Annotated in this window: 16 protein-coding genes; 6 read left to right on the top strand and 10 right to left on the bottom strand. The window is 71.1% G+C overall.

The features are described 5' to 3' along the window. Window positions 1-37 precede the first annotated feature (37 nt). The 3 genes from NZH93_RS04170 (at window position 38) to NZH93_RS04160 (ending at window position 2,790) form a co-directional block, all read left to right on the top strand. Complete coding sequence (locus NZH93_RS04170; RefSeq protein ID WP_259621560.1) at window positions 38-898, top strand: SMP-30/gluconolactonase/LRE family protein; 861 nt, start codon at window positions 38-40, stop codon at window positions 896-898. Between the two features lie 102 nt (window positions 899-1,000). Further along, window positions 1,001-1,597, top strand: a complete 597-nt coding sequence (locus NZH93_RS04165) for a PadR family transcriptional regulator (protein WP_259621559.1) — start codon at window positions 1,001-1,003, stop codon at window positions 1,595-1,597. Next, window positions 1,594-2,790 carry an FAD-dependent oxidoreductase gene (locus NZH93_RS04160; protein WP_259621558.1) on the top strand — a complete coding sequence of 399 codons (1,197 nt, stop codon included), beginning with the start codon at window positions 1,594-1,596 and terminating at the stop codon, window positions 2,788-2,790. The genes NZH93_RS04165 and NZH93_RS04160 overlap by 4 nt, the downstream gene beginning before the upstream one ends. Window positions 2,791-2,793: 3 nt before the next feature. Here the strand turns inward: NZH93_RS04160 and NZH93_RS04155 are convergent, their stop codons facing one another. The 7 genes from NZH93_RS04155 to clpS are packed head-to-tail and all read right to left on the bottom strand — an operon-like array spanning window position 2,794 to window position 6,828. Beyond that, the gene (locus NZH93_RS04155; protein ID WP_259621557.1) at window positions 2,794-3,558 is read right to left on the bottom strand and encodes an MBL fold metallo-hydrolase; all 765 of its coding nucleotides are present in this window, start codon (window positions 3,556-3,558) and stop codon (window positions 2,794-2,796) included. Window positions 3,559-3,579: 21 nt separating this feature from the next. Continuing rightward, on the bottom strand, window positions 3,580-4,530 hold the full coding sequence (locus NZH93_RS04150) for a PLP-dependent cysteine synthase family protein (protein ID WP_259621556.1): 951 nt from the start codon (window positions 4,528-4,530) through the stop codon (window positions 3,580-3,582). 5 nt (window positions 4,531-4,535) lie between these two features. Further along, complete coding sequence (locus NZH93_RS04145; RefSeq protein ID WP_259621555.1) at window positions 4,536-4,808, bottom strand: MoaD/ThiS family protein; 273 nt, start codon at window positions 4,806-4,808, stop codon at window positions 4,536-4,538. A 48-nt stretch (window positions 4,809-4,856) separates the two neighbouring features. Continuing rightward, window positions 4,857-5,312, bottom strand: coding sequence for a M67 family metallopeptidase (locus NZH93_RS04140; RefSeq protein ID WP_259621554.1), 456 nt, complete (start codon window positions 5,310-5,312; stop codon window positions 4,857-4,859). A 51-nt stretch (window positions 5,313-5,363) separates the two neighbouring features. Then, window positions 5,364-5,978: a P1 family peptidase gene (locus NZH93_RS04135; RefSeq protein ID WP_259621553.1), complete on the bottom strand. Its 615-nt coding sequence runs from the start codon at window positions 5,976-5,978 to the stop codon at window positions 5,364-5,366. After that, the gene (locus NZH93_RS04130; RefSeq protein WP_259621552.1) at window positions 5,975-6,532 is read right to left on the bottom strand and encodes a DUF2017 domain-containing protein; all 558 of its coding nucleotides are present in this window, start codon (window positions 6,530-6,532) and stop codon (window positions 5,975-5,977) included. Before NZH93_RS04130 ends, NZH93_RS04135 begins: the two co-directional genes overlap by 4 nt. Next, entirely contained in the window at window positions 6,529-6,828 is a 300-nt protein-coding gene (gene clpS / locus NZH93_RS04125) for an ATP-dependent Clp protease adapter ClpS (RefSeq protein WP_259621551.1), read from the bottom strand. The genes NZH93_RS04130 and clpS overlap by 4 nt, the downstream gene beginning before the upstream one ends. Window positions 6,829-6,945: 117 nt before the next feature. On the opposite strand from clpS, the gene NZH93_RS04120 reads away from it, so the two are divergent. Both NZH93_RS04120 and NZH93_RS04115 read left to right on the top strand, forming a co-directional pair. Next, window positions 6,946-8,220 carry a nicotinate phosphoribosyltransferase gene (locus tag NZH93_RS04120; RefSeq protein ID WP_259621550.1) on the top strand — a complete coding sequence of 425 codons (1,275 nt, stop codon included), beginning with the start codon at window positions 6,946-6,948 and terminating at the stop codon, window positions 8,218-8,220. A 12-nt stretch (window positions 8,221-8,232) separates the two neighbouring features. Further along, window positions 8,233-8,802, top strand: a complete 570-nt coding sequence (locus NZH93_RS04115; protein ID WP_259621549.1) for an isochorismatase family protein — start codon at window positions 8,233-8,235, stop codon at window positions 8,800-8,802. A gap of 1 nt (window position 8,803) precedes the next feature. On the opposite strand, the gene NZH93_RS04110 is transcribed toward NZH93_RS04115, so the two are convergent. Both NZH93_RS04110 and wecB read right to left on the bottom strand, forming a co-directional pair. Beyond that, window positions 8,804-9,463 carry a hypothetical protein gene (locus NZH93_RS04110; protein ID WP_259621548.1) on the bottom strand — a complete coding sequence of 220 codons (660 nt, stop codon included), beginning with the start codon at window positions 9,461-9,463 and terminating at the stop codon, window positions 8,804-8,806. Between the two features lie 259 nt (window positions 9,464-9,722). Further along, window positions 9,723-10,895: a non-hydrolyzing UDP-N-acetylglucosamine 2-epimerase gene (gene wecB, locus NZH93_RS04105; RefSeq protein WP_259621547.1), complete on the bottom strand. Its 1,173-nt coding sequence runs from the start codon at window positions 10,893-10,895 to the stop codon at window positions 9,723-9,725. Between the two features lie 408 nt (window positions 10,896-11,303). Between wecB and NZH93_RS04100 the strand changes: the two genes are divergently transcribed. Then, window positions 11,304-14,423, top strand: coding sequence for an NACHT domain-containing protein (locus tag NZH93_RS04100; protein WP_259621546.1), 3,120 nt, complete (start codon window positions 11,304-11,306; stop codon window positions 14,421-14,423). Here NZH93_RS04100 and NZH93_RS04095 read toward each other — a convergent pair. Further along, entirely contained in the window at window positions 14,420-16,285 is a 1,866-nt protein-coding gene (locus NZH93_RS04095; protein WP_259621545.1) for an elongation factor G, read from the bottom strand. The two genes, NZH93_RS04100 and NZH93_RS04095, sit on opposite strands and share 4 nt — an antisense overlap. Between the last annotated feature and the right edge of the window lie 224 nt (window positions 16,286-16,509).

Raw genomic sequence — 16,509 nt, 5'->3', positions numbered from 1 at the left:
GGAACGCGAAAACGGGGTGGCCGCCTAAGGTGGTCCCGTGTCGATCGAAGTAGCGGTGCGCATCCAGGCCGAACTGGGCGAAGGACCGACCTGGGACCGGGCGAGCTCCACCCTCGTGTGGGTGGACGTCCTCGCCAGCGAGGTGCACCGGTACGCGCCCGCCAGGGACGACGACGCGGTGCTGTCGGTGCCCCAGCACGTGGGCGCGGCGAAACCGCGGTCGATGGGCGGGCTGGTGTTGAACCTGCGCGACGGGATCGCGCTGGTCGACCGCGACGGCGGCAAGACGTGGCTCGTCTACTGGGCCCGCGACGGGGTCCGCGGCAACGACGCGGCGGTCGACCCGGCGGGCAGGCTGTGGGCGGGCACCATGCGCTACGACACGGCGCCCGGCGGCGGCTGGCTGGCGCGCGTGGAGCCGTCCGGCGCGGCGAAGGTGGTGCTGGACAAGGTGACCATCAGCAACGGCATCGGCTGGAGCCCGGACCACTCGCGGATGTACTACATCGACACACCGGAGCAGCGGATCGACGTGCTGGACTACGACTCCGACACCGGTGAGGCCACCGGGCGGCGGCCGCTGTGCTCGGTCGAGGGCACGTCGGGGAGCCCGGACGGGTTGACCGTGGACGCCGACGGCTGCGTGTGGGTGGCGCTGTGGGGCGGGGCGGCCGTGCGCCGCTACACCCCCGAGGGCGTGCTGGACCGGGAGATCGCGCTGCCGGTGGACCAGCCGACCGCGTGCTGCTTCGGCGGTGACGACCTGACCGACCTGTACGTCACGACCGCCCGGACCGGCCTGGACGAGTCGGCGCTGGCGGCGCGTCCGCTGTCCGGCTCGGTGCTGGTGCTGCCCGGTGTGGGTGTCGGCCTGCCGTCGTTCGCGTTCGCGGGCTGACCCCTCCCCCTGGTCTTCCGGTGGTCGAGCGCGGCCACCTAAATAGTTGACATCGACTATTCGAGCATGGATAGTCGATCCTGACTACGAGATGAGGATGTCGTGGCGAAGCGGCGGAAGGTGTCGAACCCACTGGCCTTGGCGGTGCTCGCCCAGCTCTTGATGGGGCCGACGCACCCGTACGAGATCGGCAGGCGGCTGACGGCCCAGGACAAGGGCCGGAACGTCAAGTACACCCGCGGCTCGCTGTACATGGTCGTGGAGCAGCTCCTCAAGGCCGGTTTCATCGCCGAGGACGGGACGGTGCGGGACACCCAGCGGCCGGAACGGACGATCTACGCGCTCACCGAGGACGGCAGGGCCGAGCTGTACGACTGGCTGCGGGACCTGGTCGCGAAACCGGAGCACGAGTTCCCGAAGTTCGGGGTCGCGCTGTCGCTGCTGGTCGTGCTGGCCCCGGCCGACGCGGTCGACCTGCTCGGCAGGCGCCTGGTGGCGCTGACCGAGGAGGCCGAGCAGATCCGCGCGGACGTCCGGCAGGCCGTCGACGGCGGCCTGGAGTGGGTGTTCGTGGTGGAGGAGGAGTACCGCCTCGCCGTGCTCGACGCCGAAGCCCGCTTCGTCACGACCCTCGTCACGCGTCTCGGGGAGCCGGAGTACGTCCGGAAGTGGCAGGAGATGTTCGAGGGGAAGACATGAGCCGAGCGAGAACGGCACTGGTCATTGGCGGCGGACTGGCGGGACCGGTCACGGCGCTGGCGCTGCGCAGGGTGGGCGTCGAGGCGACGGTGTACGAGGCGTACGGGACGACCGCCGACGGCATCGGCGGCCAGCTCACGGTGGCGCCGAACGGGTTGGACGCGCTGGAGGCCGTCGGCGCGCGGGAGGTCGTGGAGGCGGTCGGGCTGCCGATGCGGCGGACCGTCATGGCCAACGGCCGGGGCAAGGTGCTCGTCGAGTTCGACGCGCTGCCGGACCTGGCGCCGAGCCGGACGATGTGGCGGTCCGAGCTGTACCGGGCGCTGCACGACCACGCGGACGCCGAGGGCGTGCGCACCGAACTCGGCAAGCGGCTGGTGGGCGTGGACGAGAGCCCCGACGGCGTGACCGCCCGGTTCGCCGACGGCACCACCGCGTCCGCCGACGTCCTGGTCGGCGCGGACGGCGTGAACTCGACCGTGCGGACGCTGATCGACCCGACCGCGCCCGGCCCGTCGCACGTGCCGCTGCTGAACTTCGGCGCGGCGGCGGACCTCGCGGTGGACGTGGAGCCGGACGCCACGCACTTCGTGTTCGGCAGGCGGGCGTTCCTCGGCTACTGGATCCAGCCCGACGGGCGCACGTCGTGGTTCGGGAACCTGCCGCACCAGGCCCGGATGACGTCCGCGCAGGCCCGCGAAGTGCCTGCTGCGGAGTGGCTCCGGCGGTTGCGCGAGGTGTACGCCGACGACGTGCCGGGCCGGGACCTGCTGGCGCACACCGATCCGGCGATGCTGTCCGCGTTCGGGTCCATGGAGGTCCTGCCGAAGGTCCCGACGTGGCACCGCGGCCGGATGGTGCTCGTCGGTGACTCCGCGCACGCGCCGTCGTCCAGTTCCGGCCAGGGCGCGTCGCTGGCCGCGGAGAGCGCGGTGCAGCTCGCCCGGTGCCTGCGGGACCTGCCGGACGTGCCGAGCGCCTTCGCCGCGTACGAGCGGTTGCGCAGGCCGCGGGTGGAGAAGGTCGCCGCACGGGCCGCGAAGACCAACGGCACCAAGGGCTTCGGGCCCGTCGCGAGTGCGCTCATGGGGGTGGTGATGCCGCTGGCGCTGAAGACGTTCCTGACGCCGGAGAAGATGCTCGGGCTGGAGCAGCGCCACCGCATCGACTGGGACCGGCCCGTCGCGGTGTGACGGCTACACGTCGTAGACGGCGTCCTGCTCGACCAGCGACGACCGGCCGGGGAACACGTGGACCGCGTCGGCCAGCACGGCGTCGCGGTTCGACCACGGCAGCACGTGCGTGAGCAGCAGGCGTCCGACACCGGCCTCGGCCGCGATCTCCGCCGCCTCCCGGCCGCTCATGTGCAGGTTGTCCGGCCGCGACCCGCGGTCCTGCCACGCGGTGTCGGCCATCAGCACGTCCGCGCCGCGGGCCAGTTCCACCAGCTCGCGGCAGGCGGCCGTGTCGCCGGAGAACACCAGTGACCGGCCGCCCGCCTCGAAGCGGAACCCGTACGCCTCGCAGATGTGCCGCATCTGCGCGACCGTGACGGTGACGGGGCCGAGCCGGAAGGTGCCGGGGCGCAGCGTGGAGAACTCGAAGACGTCTTCCAGCGACTCGGGTTCGGAACGGGTCGCCGCGTGCGCGTTGGCCAACCTCGCCGACGCGCCGGAGGGGGCGTGCACGGGCAGCTTGCGCACGCGGGGGTCGTACGGCGGGCGGGGGTGGTGTCTTCGGAACGTGGTGAGCGCGGCGAAGTCCGCGCAGTGGTCCAGGTGCAGGTGCGACAGCACCACGGCGTCCACCTCGAACGGCGAGCAGCGGGTCTGGAGCTTCCCGAACGTGCCCGCGCCGAGGTCGGCCACGATGCGGAAGCCGTCGACCTCGACGAGGTAACCCGACGTCGGGAGACCGGGACCGGGCACGCTGCCCGAGCAGCCGAGCACGGTGATCTTCATCGGAGGAGGATAACCCGCAGGTCAGGCCCAGAGGTGACCGTCGAGCCGTTCCGACGCCTCGTCCAGGGTGCCCGCGTAGGCGCCCGTGGACAGGTACTTCCAGCCCGCGTCGGCGACGACGAACACCACGTCCGCCGACTCACCCGTGCCCGCCGCCTTCTCGGCGACGGCGAGCGCCGCGTGCAGGATGGCGCCGGTCGAGATGCCCGCGAAGATGCCTTCGGTTTCCAGAAGCTGCCGGGTGCGGCGCAGCGCGTCGTACGAGCCGACCGAGTACCGGCCGGTGAGCACGGACGCGTCGTACAGCTCCGGCACGAAGCCCTCTTCGAGGTTGCGCAGGCCGTAGACGAGTTCGCCGTAGCGGGGCTCGGCGGCGACGATCTGCACGTCCGGCTTGTGCTCCCGCAGGTACCGGCCGACGCCGACGAGCGTGCCCGTCGTGCCGAGACCGGCCACGAAGTGCGTGATGGTCGGCAGGTCGCGCAGGATCTCGGGGCCGGTGCCGGTGTAGTGCGCGAGCGCGTTCGCCGGGTTGCCGTACTGGTAGAGCATCACCCAGTCCGGGTTCTGCTTCGCCAGCTCCTTCGCGGTCGCCACGGCCTGGTTGGAGCCGCCCGCGGCGGGCGAGTAGACGATCCTGGCGCCGTACGCGGCGAGGAGCTGCTTGCGCTCCGACGACGTGTTCTCCGGCATCACGCAGACCAGGCCGTAGCCCTTGAGCTTGGCGGCCATGGCCAGCGAGATGCCGGTGTTGCCCGAGGTCGGCTCCAGGATCGTGCAGCCCGGTGTCAACGTCCCGTCGCGCTCCGCCGCCTCGATCATGGCCAGCGCGGGGCGGTCCTTGATCGAGCCGGTCGGGTTGCGGTCCTCCAGCTTCGCCCAGATCCGGACGTCCTCCGACGGCGAGAGCCGGGGCAGGCCGACCAGCGGGGTGTCGCCGAGCGCGTCGAGCAGCGAGTCGTACCGGGCCACGGGGGTCAGCCCCCCGCGACGGCCGGGAGGATCGTCACGTTGTCGCCGTCCTTGACGGCCGCGTCGAGCCCACCGGAGAAGCGGACGTCCTCGTCGTTGACGTAGACGTTCACGAACCGGTGCAGCGTGCCCTCCTTGACCAGGCGCGACTTCAGGCCGCCGTGGTTGGCCTCCAGGTCGTCGATGACCTGGGCGAGCGTCGTGCCCGCGGCCTCGACGGACTTCTGCCCACCGGTGTGGGTGCGCAGGATGGTGGGGATGGAGACGGTGATGGCCATGCGGGAACCTCCGGGAAGGAACGGGAAAACGGACGAGCGGAGAAGCGCTCAGGAACCGTCGGGGGTGTCGTCCACCCCGGTGTGGGCGAACATGTACGACTCGACGACCTGCACCGGCTCCTCGGTCACGACGCCGTCCACGATCCGGTAGGAGCGCAGCTCGTGCTCCTCCGGGTCCGAGGTGCCGATCAGCACGTAGTGCGCGTCCGGCTCCTGGGCGTAGGAGATGTCGGTGCGCGACGGGTACGGCTCGGTGGCCGTGTGCGAGTGGTACACGACCACCGGCACCTCGTCGTTGCGCTCCATCTCCCGGTGCACCTTGAGCTGCTCGGTCGCGTCGAAGCGGTAGAAGGTCGGCGAGCGCTCGGCGTTCAGCATGGGGACGAACCGCTCGGGGCGGTCCGACCCCTCGGGCCCCGCGATCTGCCCGCATGCCTCATCCGGGTGGTCGCGACGGGCGTGCGCCACCATCGCTTCCACCAGGTCACGGCGAATCACCAACACGCCCCCATCCTACGTGGTGGGGGAAGGTGTCCCGCCTTGTGAGAAGCCGCACTACACCGGGTCGAGCAGGTCCGCGGCCGCCGAGCAGAGCCGGTCGAGGTCGACCGGCGATGTGGTCCCCCGGTGCCCGGTGGCCAGGGCGAACACCGTGGCCGGACCCCGGTGGCCCGCGCGGACCAGGCCGTCGTGGGCGGAGAGGGCGATCCGGCGGCACTCGGCCTTGGTCAGCGGGGCGTCCGTGACGACGATCCCGACGCCGGGCAGCGCCAGCCCGCCGATGGTGTGCTCGCCGACCTGGGTGGACGTTCCCAGGTCGACCGGGGTCGAGCACGCGGCGTACCCGTCGTCCGGGGTCGACGGGTCCCCGTCGAACACGACGGCGGCGGGCACGAGCGGCACGACCTGGTGCGGTTCGGCGCCGACCGGGAAGCCGTGGTGCCGCTCGGCCAGCCAACGGACGACGCCGTCCACGGCGGCCAGGCCCCGCGTGCCGCCGCTCGGCACGCACACGGCGTGGACCCGCTGGACGAGGTTCGGCGGGTCGAGCAGGTCGAGTTCGCGCGTGCCGAGCGGAGCGCCGCGGGTGTCCGCACCGGCCACCGCGCCCTCGGGCACAAGCACGACCACCACACCGCCGGAGCGGCCCACGGCCACCCCGGCGATCACGACATGACGGCTTCGACGAGCGTCTCCTGCACCCACGTCAGCCAGTGGTAGACGCCGAGGTGCGGTGAACGCGGGTCGTCCGGGGGCAGTTCCTCCGGCATCTCGTCGTTCACGTCCAGCGCCGTGCCCAGCGCGAGCCGCACGTCGTTGAGCGACGCCAGCCACGCCTCGGCCTCGTCCGGCCGCAGCCGGACCTCACCGCCGTCCGGCGGGCAGGTGTCCAGCACGACGCCCGCGACACCGGTCTTGATGTCCAGCAGCTCCGGCTCGTGCAGCGATCGCAGCGCGGCGGCCGAGTCGAGGTCGCCGGGGTCGGGCGCGTCGTCGTCCAGGCGGTGGAAGTCCGGCAGCAGCCTGCCCAGGATCGGGTCGTCCGGTGCTGTCGACGGGCCCGTTCGGATGCCCGTCAGCTCGGACAGCTCGTCCTGCGGCGCTTCCTCGGCACGTGCCAGCAGCATGTCCTGGATCTGGCTGACCAGACCGCGCACCACGGCCGCCTCCTGGCGGTCGAAACGGCCGACAACGATGTCGCCGTCGCGGCTCCACTTCTTCACGACGCGCGCTGCATGGTCGCCCAGAGGCCGGCGGCGTGCAGCTTCTTCACGTCCACCTCGACCTTGTCCTTGGTGCCCGAGGACACGATCGCGCGGCCCTTGTGGTGCACGTCCAACATCAACTTGGTCGCCTGGTCCCTGCTGTAGCCGAACAGCTTCTGGAACACGTACGTCACGTAGGACATCAGGTTCACCGGGTCGTTCCAGACCACGGCCTGCCATGGTCTGTCCTCGGCGCGGACCTCCACGCCTTCCGGCTCAACCTGCGTCCGTTCATGCTCGACGGGCGTGGTCATACCGCCAATGGTGTCATGGCCCACGCTCCGGTGGCGCCCCGAGGGGCGACTAACCGTGGCGCACTCCATAGAGCCATCCGCTGCGCCGCGGAGCACGACCCGCTTAGGCTCCTGACCATGTCGACCGCGCTGCTCACCGACCACTACGAGCTGACGATGCTGGCCGCCGCGCTGCGCGACGGGACGGCGGACCGGCCCTGCGTCTTCGAGGTGTTCGCCAGGAGGCTCCCCGAGGGCAGGCGCTACGGCGTGGTCGCCGGGACGGGCCGCCTGCTGGACGCGATCCGCGACTTCCGCTTCGACGAGGCGGAGCTGGCGCAGCTCGCCGAGGCGAACGTGGTGGACGAGCGGACGCTGGCGTGGCTGGCGGACTACCGGTTCACCGGCGAGGTCGACGGCTACCCCGAGGGCGAGCTGTACTTCCCCGGCTCGCCGCTGCTGTCCGTGCGGGCGTCGTTCGGCGAGGGCGTCGTGCTGGAGACGCTGGCGCTGTCGATCCTGAACCACGACAGCGCCATCGCGTCGGCCGCGGCGCGGATGGTCGGCGCCGCGAACGGCCGCCGGATGATCGAGATGGGCTCCCGGCGCACGCACGAGGAAGCCGCCGTGGCGTCCGCGCGGGCCGCGTACCTGGCCGGGTTCACCGCCACGTCGAACCTGGAGGCCGGGCGCCGCCACGGCATCCCGACCGCGGGCACGTGCGCGCACGCGTTCACGCTGCTGCACGACACGGAGGAAGAGGCGTTCCGCAGCCAGGTCGAGGCGCTCGGCGCGGACACCACGCTGCTGGTCGACACCTACGACATCACCAACGGCATCGCACTCGCGGTGAAGGCGGCGGGCCCCGAGCTGGGGGCGGTGCGGATCGACTCCGGCGACCTCGGCGTGCTCGCCCGCCAGGCCCGTGAGCAACTGGACTCGCTGGGGGCCAAGAACACCCGGATCGTCGTGTCCGGCGACCTCGACGAGTACTCGATCGCCGCGCTGCGGGCCGAGCCGGTCGACTCGTACGGCGTCGGCACGTCGCTGGTGACCGGGTCCGGGGCGCCGACGGCGGGCATGGTCTACAAGCTGGTCGAGGTCGACGGCCGCCCGGTCGCGAAGCGCAGCTCGCACAAGGAGTCGCGCGGCGGCCGGAAGGGCGTGCTGCGCAGGCACAAGGAGACCGGCACTGCGCTCGAGGAGGTCGTGTTCCCGTTCGGCGAGCAGCCGGAGACGGGCGAGCACGACCGGCTGCTGCAAATCCCCCTGTTGCGCGCTGGACAGCCGACCGACGAGGTGCCCACGCTGGCCCAGAGCCGTGAACGGCTGCGGGCGGCGCTCGTGACCGTGCCGTGGGAGGGCTTGAAGCTGTCCCGCGGCGAACCCGCCATCCCGACGACGTTTCTGTAGAGGAGTGCTCCGGTGACCAAGGCGCTGATCGTCGTGGACGTGCAGAACGACTTCTGCGAGGGCGGGTCGCTGGCGGTGGCCGGTGGCGCGGCCGTCGCGGCGGCGGTGTCCGCGCACATCGCGGCGGGCGGCTACGACCACGTCGTGGCGACCAGGGACTACCACGTCGACCCCGGCGGGCACTTCAGCGAGACGCCGGACTTCGTCGACTCGTGGCCGGTGCACTGCGTCGCGGGCACGGCGGGCGCGTCGTTCCACCCGGAACTGGACGTCACGGCCGTGCAGGCGGTGTTCTCCAAGGGCGCGTACGAGGCCGCGTACTCCGGTTTCGAGGGCAGCAGCGGCGGCGGCGAGCAGCTCACGGACTGGCTGCGGGAGCGGGGCGTCGAGCAGGTCGACGTCGTCGGCATCGCGACGGACCACTGCGTGCGGGCGACCGCCGTCGACGCCGTCCAGGCCGGGTTCGCGACGACCGTCCTGCTGGACCTGACCGCGGGCGTCTCCGCGGCCACCGTGGACGGTGCGCTGGAGAAGCTGCGCGACGCGGGGGTCGTCCTGCGCGGCGACCCCCGCGTCGGCTGACCTACGGCGTCGGCGAGCAGGCCGCCGAGCCGAGGACGACCTCGCCGCTCACGCTCGACTCGGGCGTGAAGCGGATGTGCAGCGCGGTGATCGAGAGGCTGCCGTCGTTCGGCTCGGGCAGGACAACCTCGCTGAACGTCGCGGTCGCGAGCACGACGCCCGTGGACGACTTGACCTGGTGCACGTAGTTGGACGGGATCTGGGCGGGCAGGTCGGGGAAGCCGACCAGTCCGCCTGCCTGCCAGCCCGCGTCCGTGCCCTTCTCGGTGCCGACGCACACGGCCTTCCAGGTCCCGACCCTCAGCGTCGGGCCGCCGTCGGAGGCCAGCGCGGACAGCTCGAACTTCTGCCCGGACGCCTCCGAGGTCGACTCGGTGTTGCCGCCGTCCACGGCCTTGGTCGTGCAGGACGACGTGCCGCCGCCGAACTTGAGGCCCGGCTGGTCGTTCACGGCAGGCGCGGAGTTGGACGTCGCGCCGTCCACGGCGCACGGCGCCTGCACCGGCACCGAGGTCTTCTTCCCCGCCTTGGTGAACTCGACGAAGCCCAGCGAGGCGGCCCCGGCCGGGTTGGCAGCCAGCGCGGGCGCGGCCGACGCGACGAGTCCGGCGACGATCCCGAGCGCCACCACTCCCGCACGGCGTGCGGTGGTGCTGTTCATCAGGTGCTCCCCTTCCACAGTTTCCCCCGAAAGCCGGTCAGGTTCTCGAAATGCCGAACACCGGCGGATCCACCCCTCGTTGAATGATCGATCGGGATGGGGTCCGCCGGTAACAGCTCGGCACCCCATGTCACTCGTTGGGGCAAGTGCAGTACCCGACCGAGTTCATAGCGAGCTGGTTGTCACGGATTGCTGTCGAGGCAAAACGTGAATGATCACCTCTCTTTCCGGGCACGGGGAACGGGACCTGACGGAGTCCTCACCCGCTGACGACCAACTGGTCCCGCCAGCGGATCGGCCTGGTGGCCGGGGCGAGCCCCAGCAGCCGCTCCAGCGCCGCCCGCACGCGCCCGGCCGCGAGGCCGTCGCCGAACGGGTTGCGGCCCAGCGGGAGCCGCAGCCGCGAGCCGAGCACCCAGCCCGCCTCGGCCAGGATGCGGGTCGGGTCGGTGCCGACCACCCACGCGCTGCCCGCGTCGACGGCGGCGGCGCGCTCGGTCGAGTCGCGCAGCACCAGGACGGGCACGCCGAACGACGGGGCCTCCTCCTGGATGCCGCCGGAGTCGGTCAGCACGAGCGAGGCGCGCGCCAGTGCGCGGACCAGGTCGGAGTAGTCCAGCGGCTCGGTGATCACGATCCGGTGGTGGCCGCCGAGCACCTCGCGGACCTGGGCGCGCACCACGGGGTTCGGGTGCGCGGGCAGCAGGACGACCACGTCGGGGTGCCGGTCGGCGATGGAGCGCACGGCCGTCAGCACGCGGTGCAGCGGCGCGCCCCAGGACTCCCGGCGGTGCGCGGTGACCAGCACGAGCCTGCCACCGGTCGCGTCCAGGTCCTCCTCCAGCGCCGCCAGGTCGGGGTCCCTGGCGGGCAGCCCGGCCGCGGCGACCCTCAGCACGGCGTCGACGACGGTGTTGCCGGTGACCACGATGTCGTTGCCCGGCGGGCGTTCCGCGCTCAGCGCGCTGGCCGCCTCGTCCGTCGGCGCGAGGTGCAGGGACGCGATCCGGGAGATCATCTGCCGGGTCCCCTCCTCGGGGAACGGGCCTGCCAGGTCGCCGGTCCGCAGGCCGGCTTCCAGGTGCGCCACGGGAATCCCGCGCCAGAACGCGGCGAGCGCGCCCGCCAGCGTGGTCGACGTGTCGCCCTGCACCACGACGGCGGCGGGCGCCCGTTCGGCCAGCACCCGGTCGAACCTCGGCAGCAGGCCCGCGATCAGCTCCGCCTGGCCGCCGTGCGACCGCGGCACGTCCAGCACCACGTCCGGCGCGAGCCCGAAGGCCTCCAGCGCCTGGACGACCATGTCGGCGTGCTGTCCGCTGTGGACGATCGTCGGCCTGAGCACCGCGTGGTCCGCCAGCGCGAGCGCGACGGGGGCGATCTTCACGGCTTCCGGCCTCGTACCGGCCAGCAGCAGGATTTCCTTGGTCACCGTTCTCCTTACCGAAGAGGTCGCGGACGGTCCGGCGGGGGCGGGCCGGACCGTCCGCGGGCTACTGGGCGGGGAGCCGGGGCGGGACAGCCCTCCCCATAACTCGCCTGGCCACAACTCACCATCGGTGGACACCCCGTGGGATTAAGAGTTGCTGACCGTAAGGAGTGATGGCCTCCACCCAATTCGCCCAATCGAGCCCACCCAAAGTCGAGGAACTGCCAGGAAAAGCGGTATTTCGTCACCCGATCCGGGGATCTTGACCTTTACCAACCTGGCCGATGGCGCTCTGGATAGCTCTTTTGGTCATTCTCCAACGGCTGATGAAAACTGCTCGGCGGCGCCGGTGCTGCCCGTGTGGCAGGCCGGCGGGCTAACGACTCGGAGCTGATCTTCGACAAGCCGGGCATGAGCACGTTCAGCTACCGCGACGCCGTCAAGATCATGGGCGCGTCGGAGCACAGGGCCGTCGCCGTGCTGGACAAGGCGCTCGGCGGTGGACTGCTCGCCGGGACGGCGATGGGCGCGCTGGACCTGCTGGGGTGGTTCGACGCCAAGGCGGACTTCGTCCGGCTCTCGCACGAGTACGCCGTCCGCTGGTCGGAGAGGCGCAGCGGGATCTCCCGCCACGACCGCACCCAACGCCTGCACGCGGCGCACACGATGATCGTGCTGGCGTCGTTCTTCGAGGCGCTGGACGAGTCCGGTGTCCCCACCAGCACCGAGGACCTCGGCCTGAAACCCGACGGGATCCTGCCGAAGGTACCCGCGGAACTGCTCGGCCTCGCCTCCGCGCCGGTCCCGCTGGTGACGCCGGACAGACCGTACGAGGCCAACCTGACCGCGCTGTCGGAGTACTACGCGGGCCTGGCCACGGGATTGCGCTCGTTCCTGACCGGACTCGCCGTATGGGACGACATGGACGACCGGCAGCGCGGCCTGCTCGACACCCTCCACGACCTGGCGTGCCGCCGGTACGAGGAGAACATCCGCAGGCTCGCGACCGACTGCCCGGAGTTCGCGTTCTGGTCGTCGTCACAGGACCACCAGGCCACGCGGGTCGTCGTGCGAACGGCGTTGGCGGAGGTGGAACGGCTCTTCGCGACGGTCACCGTCGGCAGCCCGTCGGCGGTGCGCCGCACGGAACTGACCGCTCGCTACCGGTCGGTGCTCGACCAGGGAATCATCAAGCCCGACCAGGTGCCGGACGGCCTGACCATCCCGCTCGTCCGCGACTGCTACGTCGACCCGCGCTTCCAGGTCGGCAGACCGGAACACCCGGCGCGGACCGGCTCGTGGGAGGACGTCCCCGTCCGGGACGACGTCCACGACTTCCTCATCGGCCACCTCACCTCGCCCCTCGCGACCCGGTCCCCGCTGCTGGTACTGGGCGACCCCGGCTCCGGCAAGTCCGTGTTGACCAAGGTCCTGGCGGCCCGCCTGCCCTCGACGGACTTCCTGCCGCTGCGGGTCGAACTCCGCACGGCGCCGACCGAGGCGGAACTGCTCCAGCAGATCGAGCACGGCCTCTGGCTGGCCCTGCACGAGACCGTGAGCTGGGCCGCGTTCGCCAGGTCGGCGGACGGGGCGCTGCCGGTGGTGATCCTGGACGGGTTCGACGAACTGCTCCAGGCCACTGGCGTCAGCCAGACCGGGTACCTGAAGAAGGTCGAGCGGTTCCAGCGGGAGAACGCCGAGTTGGGCCGACCGGTCGCCGTCGTGGTCACCAGCCGCATCAGCGTGGCCGACCGCGCGGACCTCCCCGACGACGCCGTGGTCATGCGCCTGGCGCCGTTCGACCCCGACCAGACCGGCCAGTGGGTGCGGGCGTGGAACGACACCAACCACCGGTACTTCTCGACCGCGCTGAAGCCGCTCCCCCTCAGCGCCGTTCTCGCCTACCCGGACCTGGCGGAACAGCCGCTGCTCCTGCTGATGCTCGCGCTGTACGACGCAGACCGGAACGCGCTGCAGAACAGCACGGACTCGATCAGCGAGGCCGACCTGTACGAACGGCTCCTCAGGAGGTTCGCCGCCCGCGAGGTCGAGAAGGACGGGGAGGACCGGTCGGAGGGGCAACTGGCCGAGGAGGTCGAGGGGGAACTCGAACGGCTGTCGCTCGTGGCGTTCGCGATGTTCAACCGAGGGGCCCAGTGGATCAAGGAACACGAGCTGGACCGCGACATGGCCGCGCTGCTCGGCGGCGTGCCGCAGAAGGACGGCGTCCGGGAGCCGCTGGGAGCGGGTGAGGCCGTGCTCGGCAGGTTCTTCTTCATCCAGCGCGCCGAGGCCACCCGCGACGCGAAAACCCTGCGCACCTACGAGTTCCTGCACGCCACCTTCAGCGAGTACCTGGTGGCCAGGCTGACCTGGCACACCCTCAGGGGGCTGCTCGCCGTCGAGAGGTCGGCCCCTCGCCTGTCCCGCGGTCGCGCGCTGGACGACAGCACGCTGCACAGCCTCCTGTCGTTCGCGCCGCTGACGACCCGGCAACCGGTCGTCCGCTTCCTGACCGAGATGGCCGACACCGACCCCGATCGCCCCCACCTGGCGAAGATGCTCATCCGCGTGTTCCAGGACTCCGACCGCCACCGCGAGAAGTCGGACTACGAACCGGTCGCGCTGCCCGTGACGTCCCGGTACGCGATGTACAGCGTCAACGTCATGGTCATGGCGGTCATCACCAGCGGTGAACTGGACGTGGGTGAACTCCTCCGGCCCATCGCCATCGGCTGGAGGCGCCACGCCCTCTTCTGGAAGTCGAAGATCGTCGACACCGCCTGGGGACAGTTGATCGACACCATCCAGTTGAGCAAGGTCGTTCGGGACGGGAAGAAGGAACTCCTGCTCCACATGAAGGATTCCAGCTCCGACACACCCCTGCCGGACCTGGACTGGCACTTCCGGCACCGCGTGGACGAAAGCGCGTTCGGCTTGGCACGCATCAGGGACTCGCGGTTCCTGTTCGACACCGAGGCGGACCTGGACAGGAACTCCCTGGCGCCCATGAACGAGGGTGACGTCACCTGGCTGGTCCAGGTGGGTGGTGCCACCTTCACCACCACGCACGCCGTGCTCCGCTTGCTGCTGGGCGACCACGAAGATCCTGAACGCGAGCTGCTCTGGAACGCGCTCGCGCGTGGTCGTTTTCCACAGAGCGCGAACATCCCGAGGCTGCTGGCCAGAATCCTGCGACCCGATCCCGAGATCGACCGGGTGCTCCCCGTGCTGTTCGACCGCCTCCCCTACGACGACGCCATCGACCTGCTCTTCGACCGCTTGGGCAAGAGCGACGGGATCACGCCTCCAATCCTGGAATTTCCCGCGGACTTCGAGGCGCAGGTACCCGCGTTCGACGCTGTTCTGCGGATGTGCGAACGGGGCGAGGAGTTGCACGAGCTCACCGTTCGCCAATCAGTGCACATCGTCGACCTGCCCCGGCTCGCCGCAGCCCGCCCCGACCTCGTCAAACGCGCCCGCTACGCCGCTCAGGAGCAGGGGTGGTCCGACGAGGTCGACTGGCCCTAGACCCTTCTGACCACGTGCAGCAGGTATTCCTTGCTGTCCAACGGGTTGCCGTCGGTTCGTGGTCGCCGCGGCGCGACGCCCGCCACGGGCCGGTGGTTGTCGAAGCGGCTGACCAGGACGCCCGAGCCGTGGCTCAGGCCCGGTAGGACGGTGGTGAAGGCCTGGATGGTGCGCAGGGGGATGGTGCCGTCCACGAGGCACGTCGGGTGGTGGGTGGTGACGGTTTCGGGGATGGCGCCGTGAGCCGCCAGTGCGGCCAGGGTGGGGCCCGCGGTGTCGGCCGGGACCTCCAGGTCGAAGTGGGCGACCGGTTCCAGGACGGTGGTTCCCGCGCGGCGCAGGGCTTCCAGCAGCACCAGCGGGGTGAGGTTGCGGAAGTCGGCCGCGACCGACACGGGGCTGGAGTAGGCGGCGTGGGTGAGGGTGACTCGGACGTCGTGGACGGCCCAGCCGTGCAATCCCTGGTCGAGGGTGGCGAGGACGGTGTCCTCGACGGCCTTGTGGAACGCGAGGGGCAGGCAGCCCAACTCGACCTCCAGGCCGTACGCGCGGCCCGGACCGGGTTCCACGCGGAGGCCGATGGTGGCCACGAACGGGTTCGACGGGCCCATCTCGTGCAGCGATTCGCCTGTGCCGGAAGGGTTTTCCACGCACACGACGGTGGTGGGGGCGAAGTCCACGGCGATGCCGTACTCGTCGAGGAGGGTCGCGGCGATGACCTCCTTCTGGACCTCGCCGTACAGCGACACGACGATGTCCGCTCCCTTGCGGACGTTGATGAACGGGTCCTGTTCGGACAGTCGTTCCAGCGCCTCGTACAGGCCCGGTGAGGGCGAGGTGACCACGGTTTCCAACGTGGGCGGGGCGAAGAGGCCGTGGTCGGTGAAGGCGTGCGGGCCGCCGAGCTGGTCGCCGATGCGGATGCCGCGCAGTCCCCGGACCTTGGCGATGTCACCCGTCGAAGCCGGGCCCGGACGGGCGCGGGCGCCGTGGTCGAACACCGCGACGTCGACGACGCGGCCGGTGGAGCGGACCTCGCCCCGGTAGTGGTCGACCTGGGTGCGGGCCGCCAGCGTGCCGGAGTGCAGGCGCACGTAGGCGGTGCCGTCGCGGTCGATCTTGAACACGGTGGCGCGCAGGCCGTCCGACGCGGTGTTCAGCGGGAAGTAGCGGGTGATGCCGTCCACCAGTTCCGGGATGCCCGCGCCGGTCACGGCCGAGCCGAAGAACACCGGGTGCAGGCGGCCGGTGGTGGACTGCCTGGCCAGCTCGGCCCGGCAGTCGTCGTAGGTGAGGGTGGTGTCGAGGTACCTGGCCAGGAACGTGTCGTCGTGCTCGGCCAGGTCGGCGGCGAAACCGCGCGGCACCGGCGAGGCGTCGGCGCACCCGATGTCGGACACGGTGCCGAGCGGGACGATCCCCGGCGCGAGCAGCCGGAGGTCGTTCACCAGGTACCGGGCGCCGCGGCGGTCGATCTTGTTGACGAACACCACCACGGGCATGCCTAGCCTGGCCAGGGTGCGCATGAGGAGCCTGGTGTGGGCCTGGACGCCCTCGACCGCGGAGACGACGAGGACCACCCCGTCGAGCACGGCGAGGGCCCGTTCCACCTCGGAGATGAAGTCCGGGTGGCCGGGTGTGTCGATCAGGTTGACCTTGACGTCGTCGACGGTGAAGCTCACGACCGCCGAGCGGATCGTGATGCCCCGCCGCCGCTCCAGGTCATCCGTGTCGGTCTGGGTGTCGCCGCGGTCGACGCTGCCCACGTGGTCGATGACCCCCGTGGCGTGCAGCAGCCGTTCGGTCAGGCTGGTCTTCCCGGCGTCAACATGGGCGAGGATCCCGATGTTCACGGTCTTCATGACGTGCTCGTCCCCTGTGTTCGGTCTTCACGTGCGGAACCGGCGCAACACAGGTCTTCCGGGACATGCCGTCTCTCCTCGAATCGGCGACCAGGGTTCGAACGTAGCAACGGGGGCAACCGATTAACCCGACGGCGGACCGGCCCCGTCCGGCGACCGGGTGACGTTGACGAGCGTGAGGTTCGCAACTTGTCGATACGGACGACGCCGCTGGGCACCACCCC

Source organism: Umezawaea endophytica (assembly GCF_025061645.1).
Taxonomy (GTDB): domain Bacteria; phylum Actinomycetota; class Actinomycetes; order Mycobacteriales; family Pseudonocardiaceae; genus Umezawaea; species Umezawaea endophytica.
The sequence above is the reverse complement of the archived record's forward strand: the minus strand, read 5'-3'. Positions and strand labels throughout refer to the sequence as shown.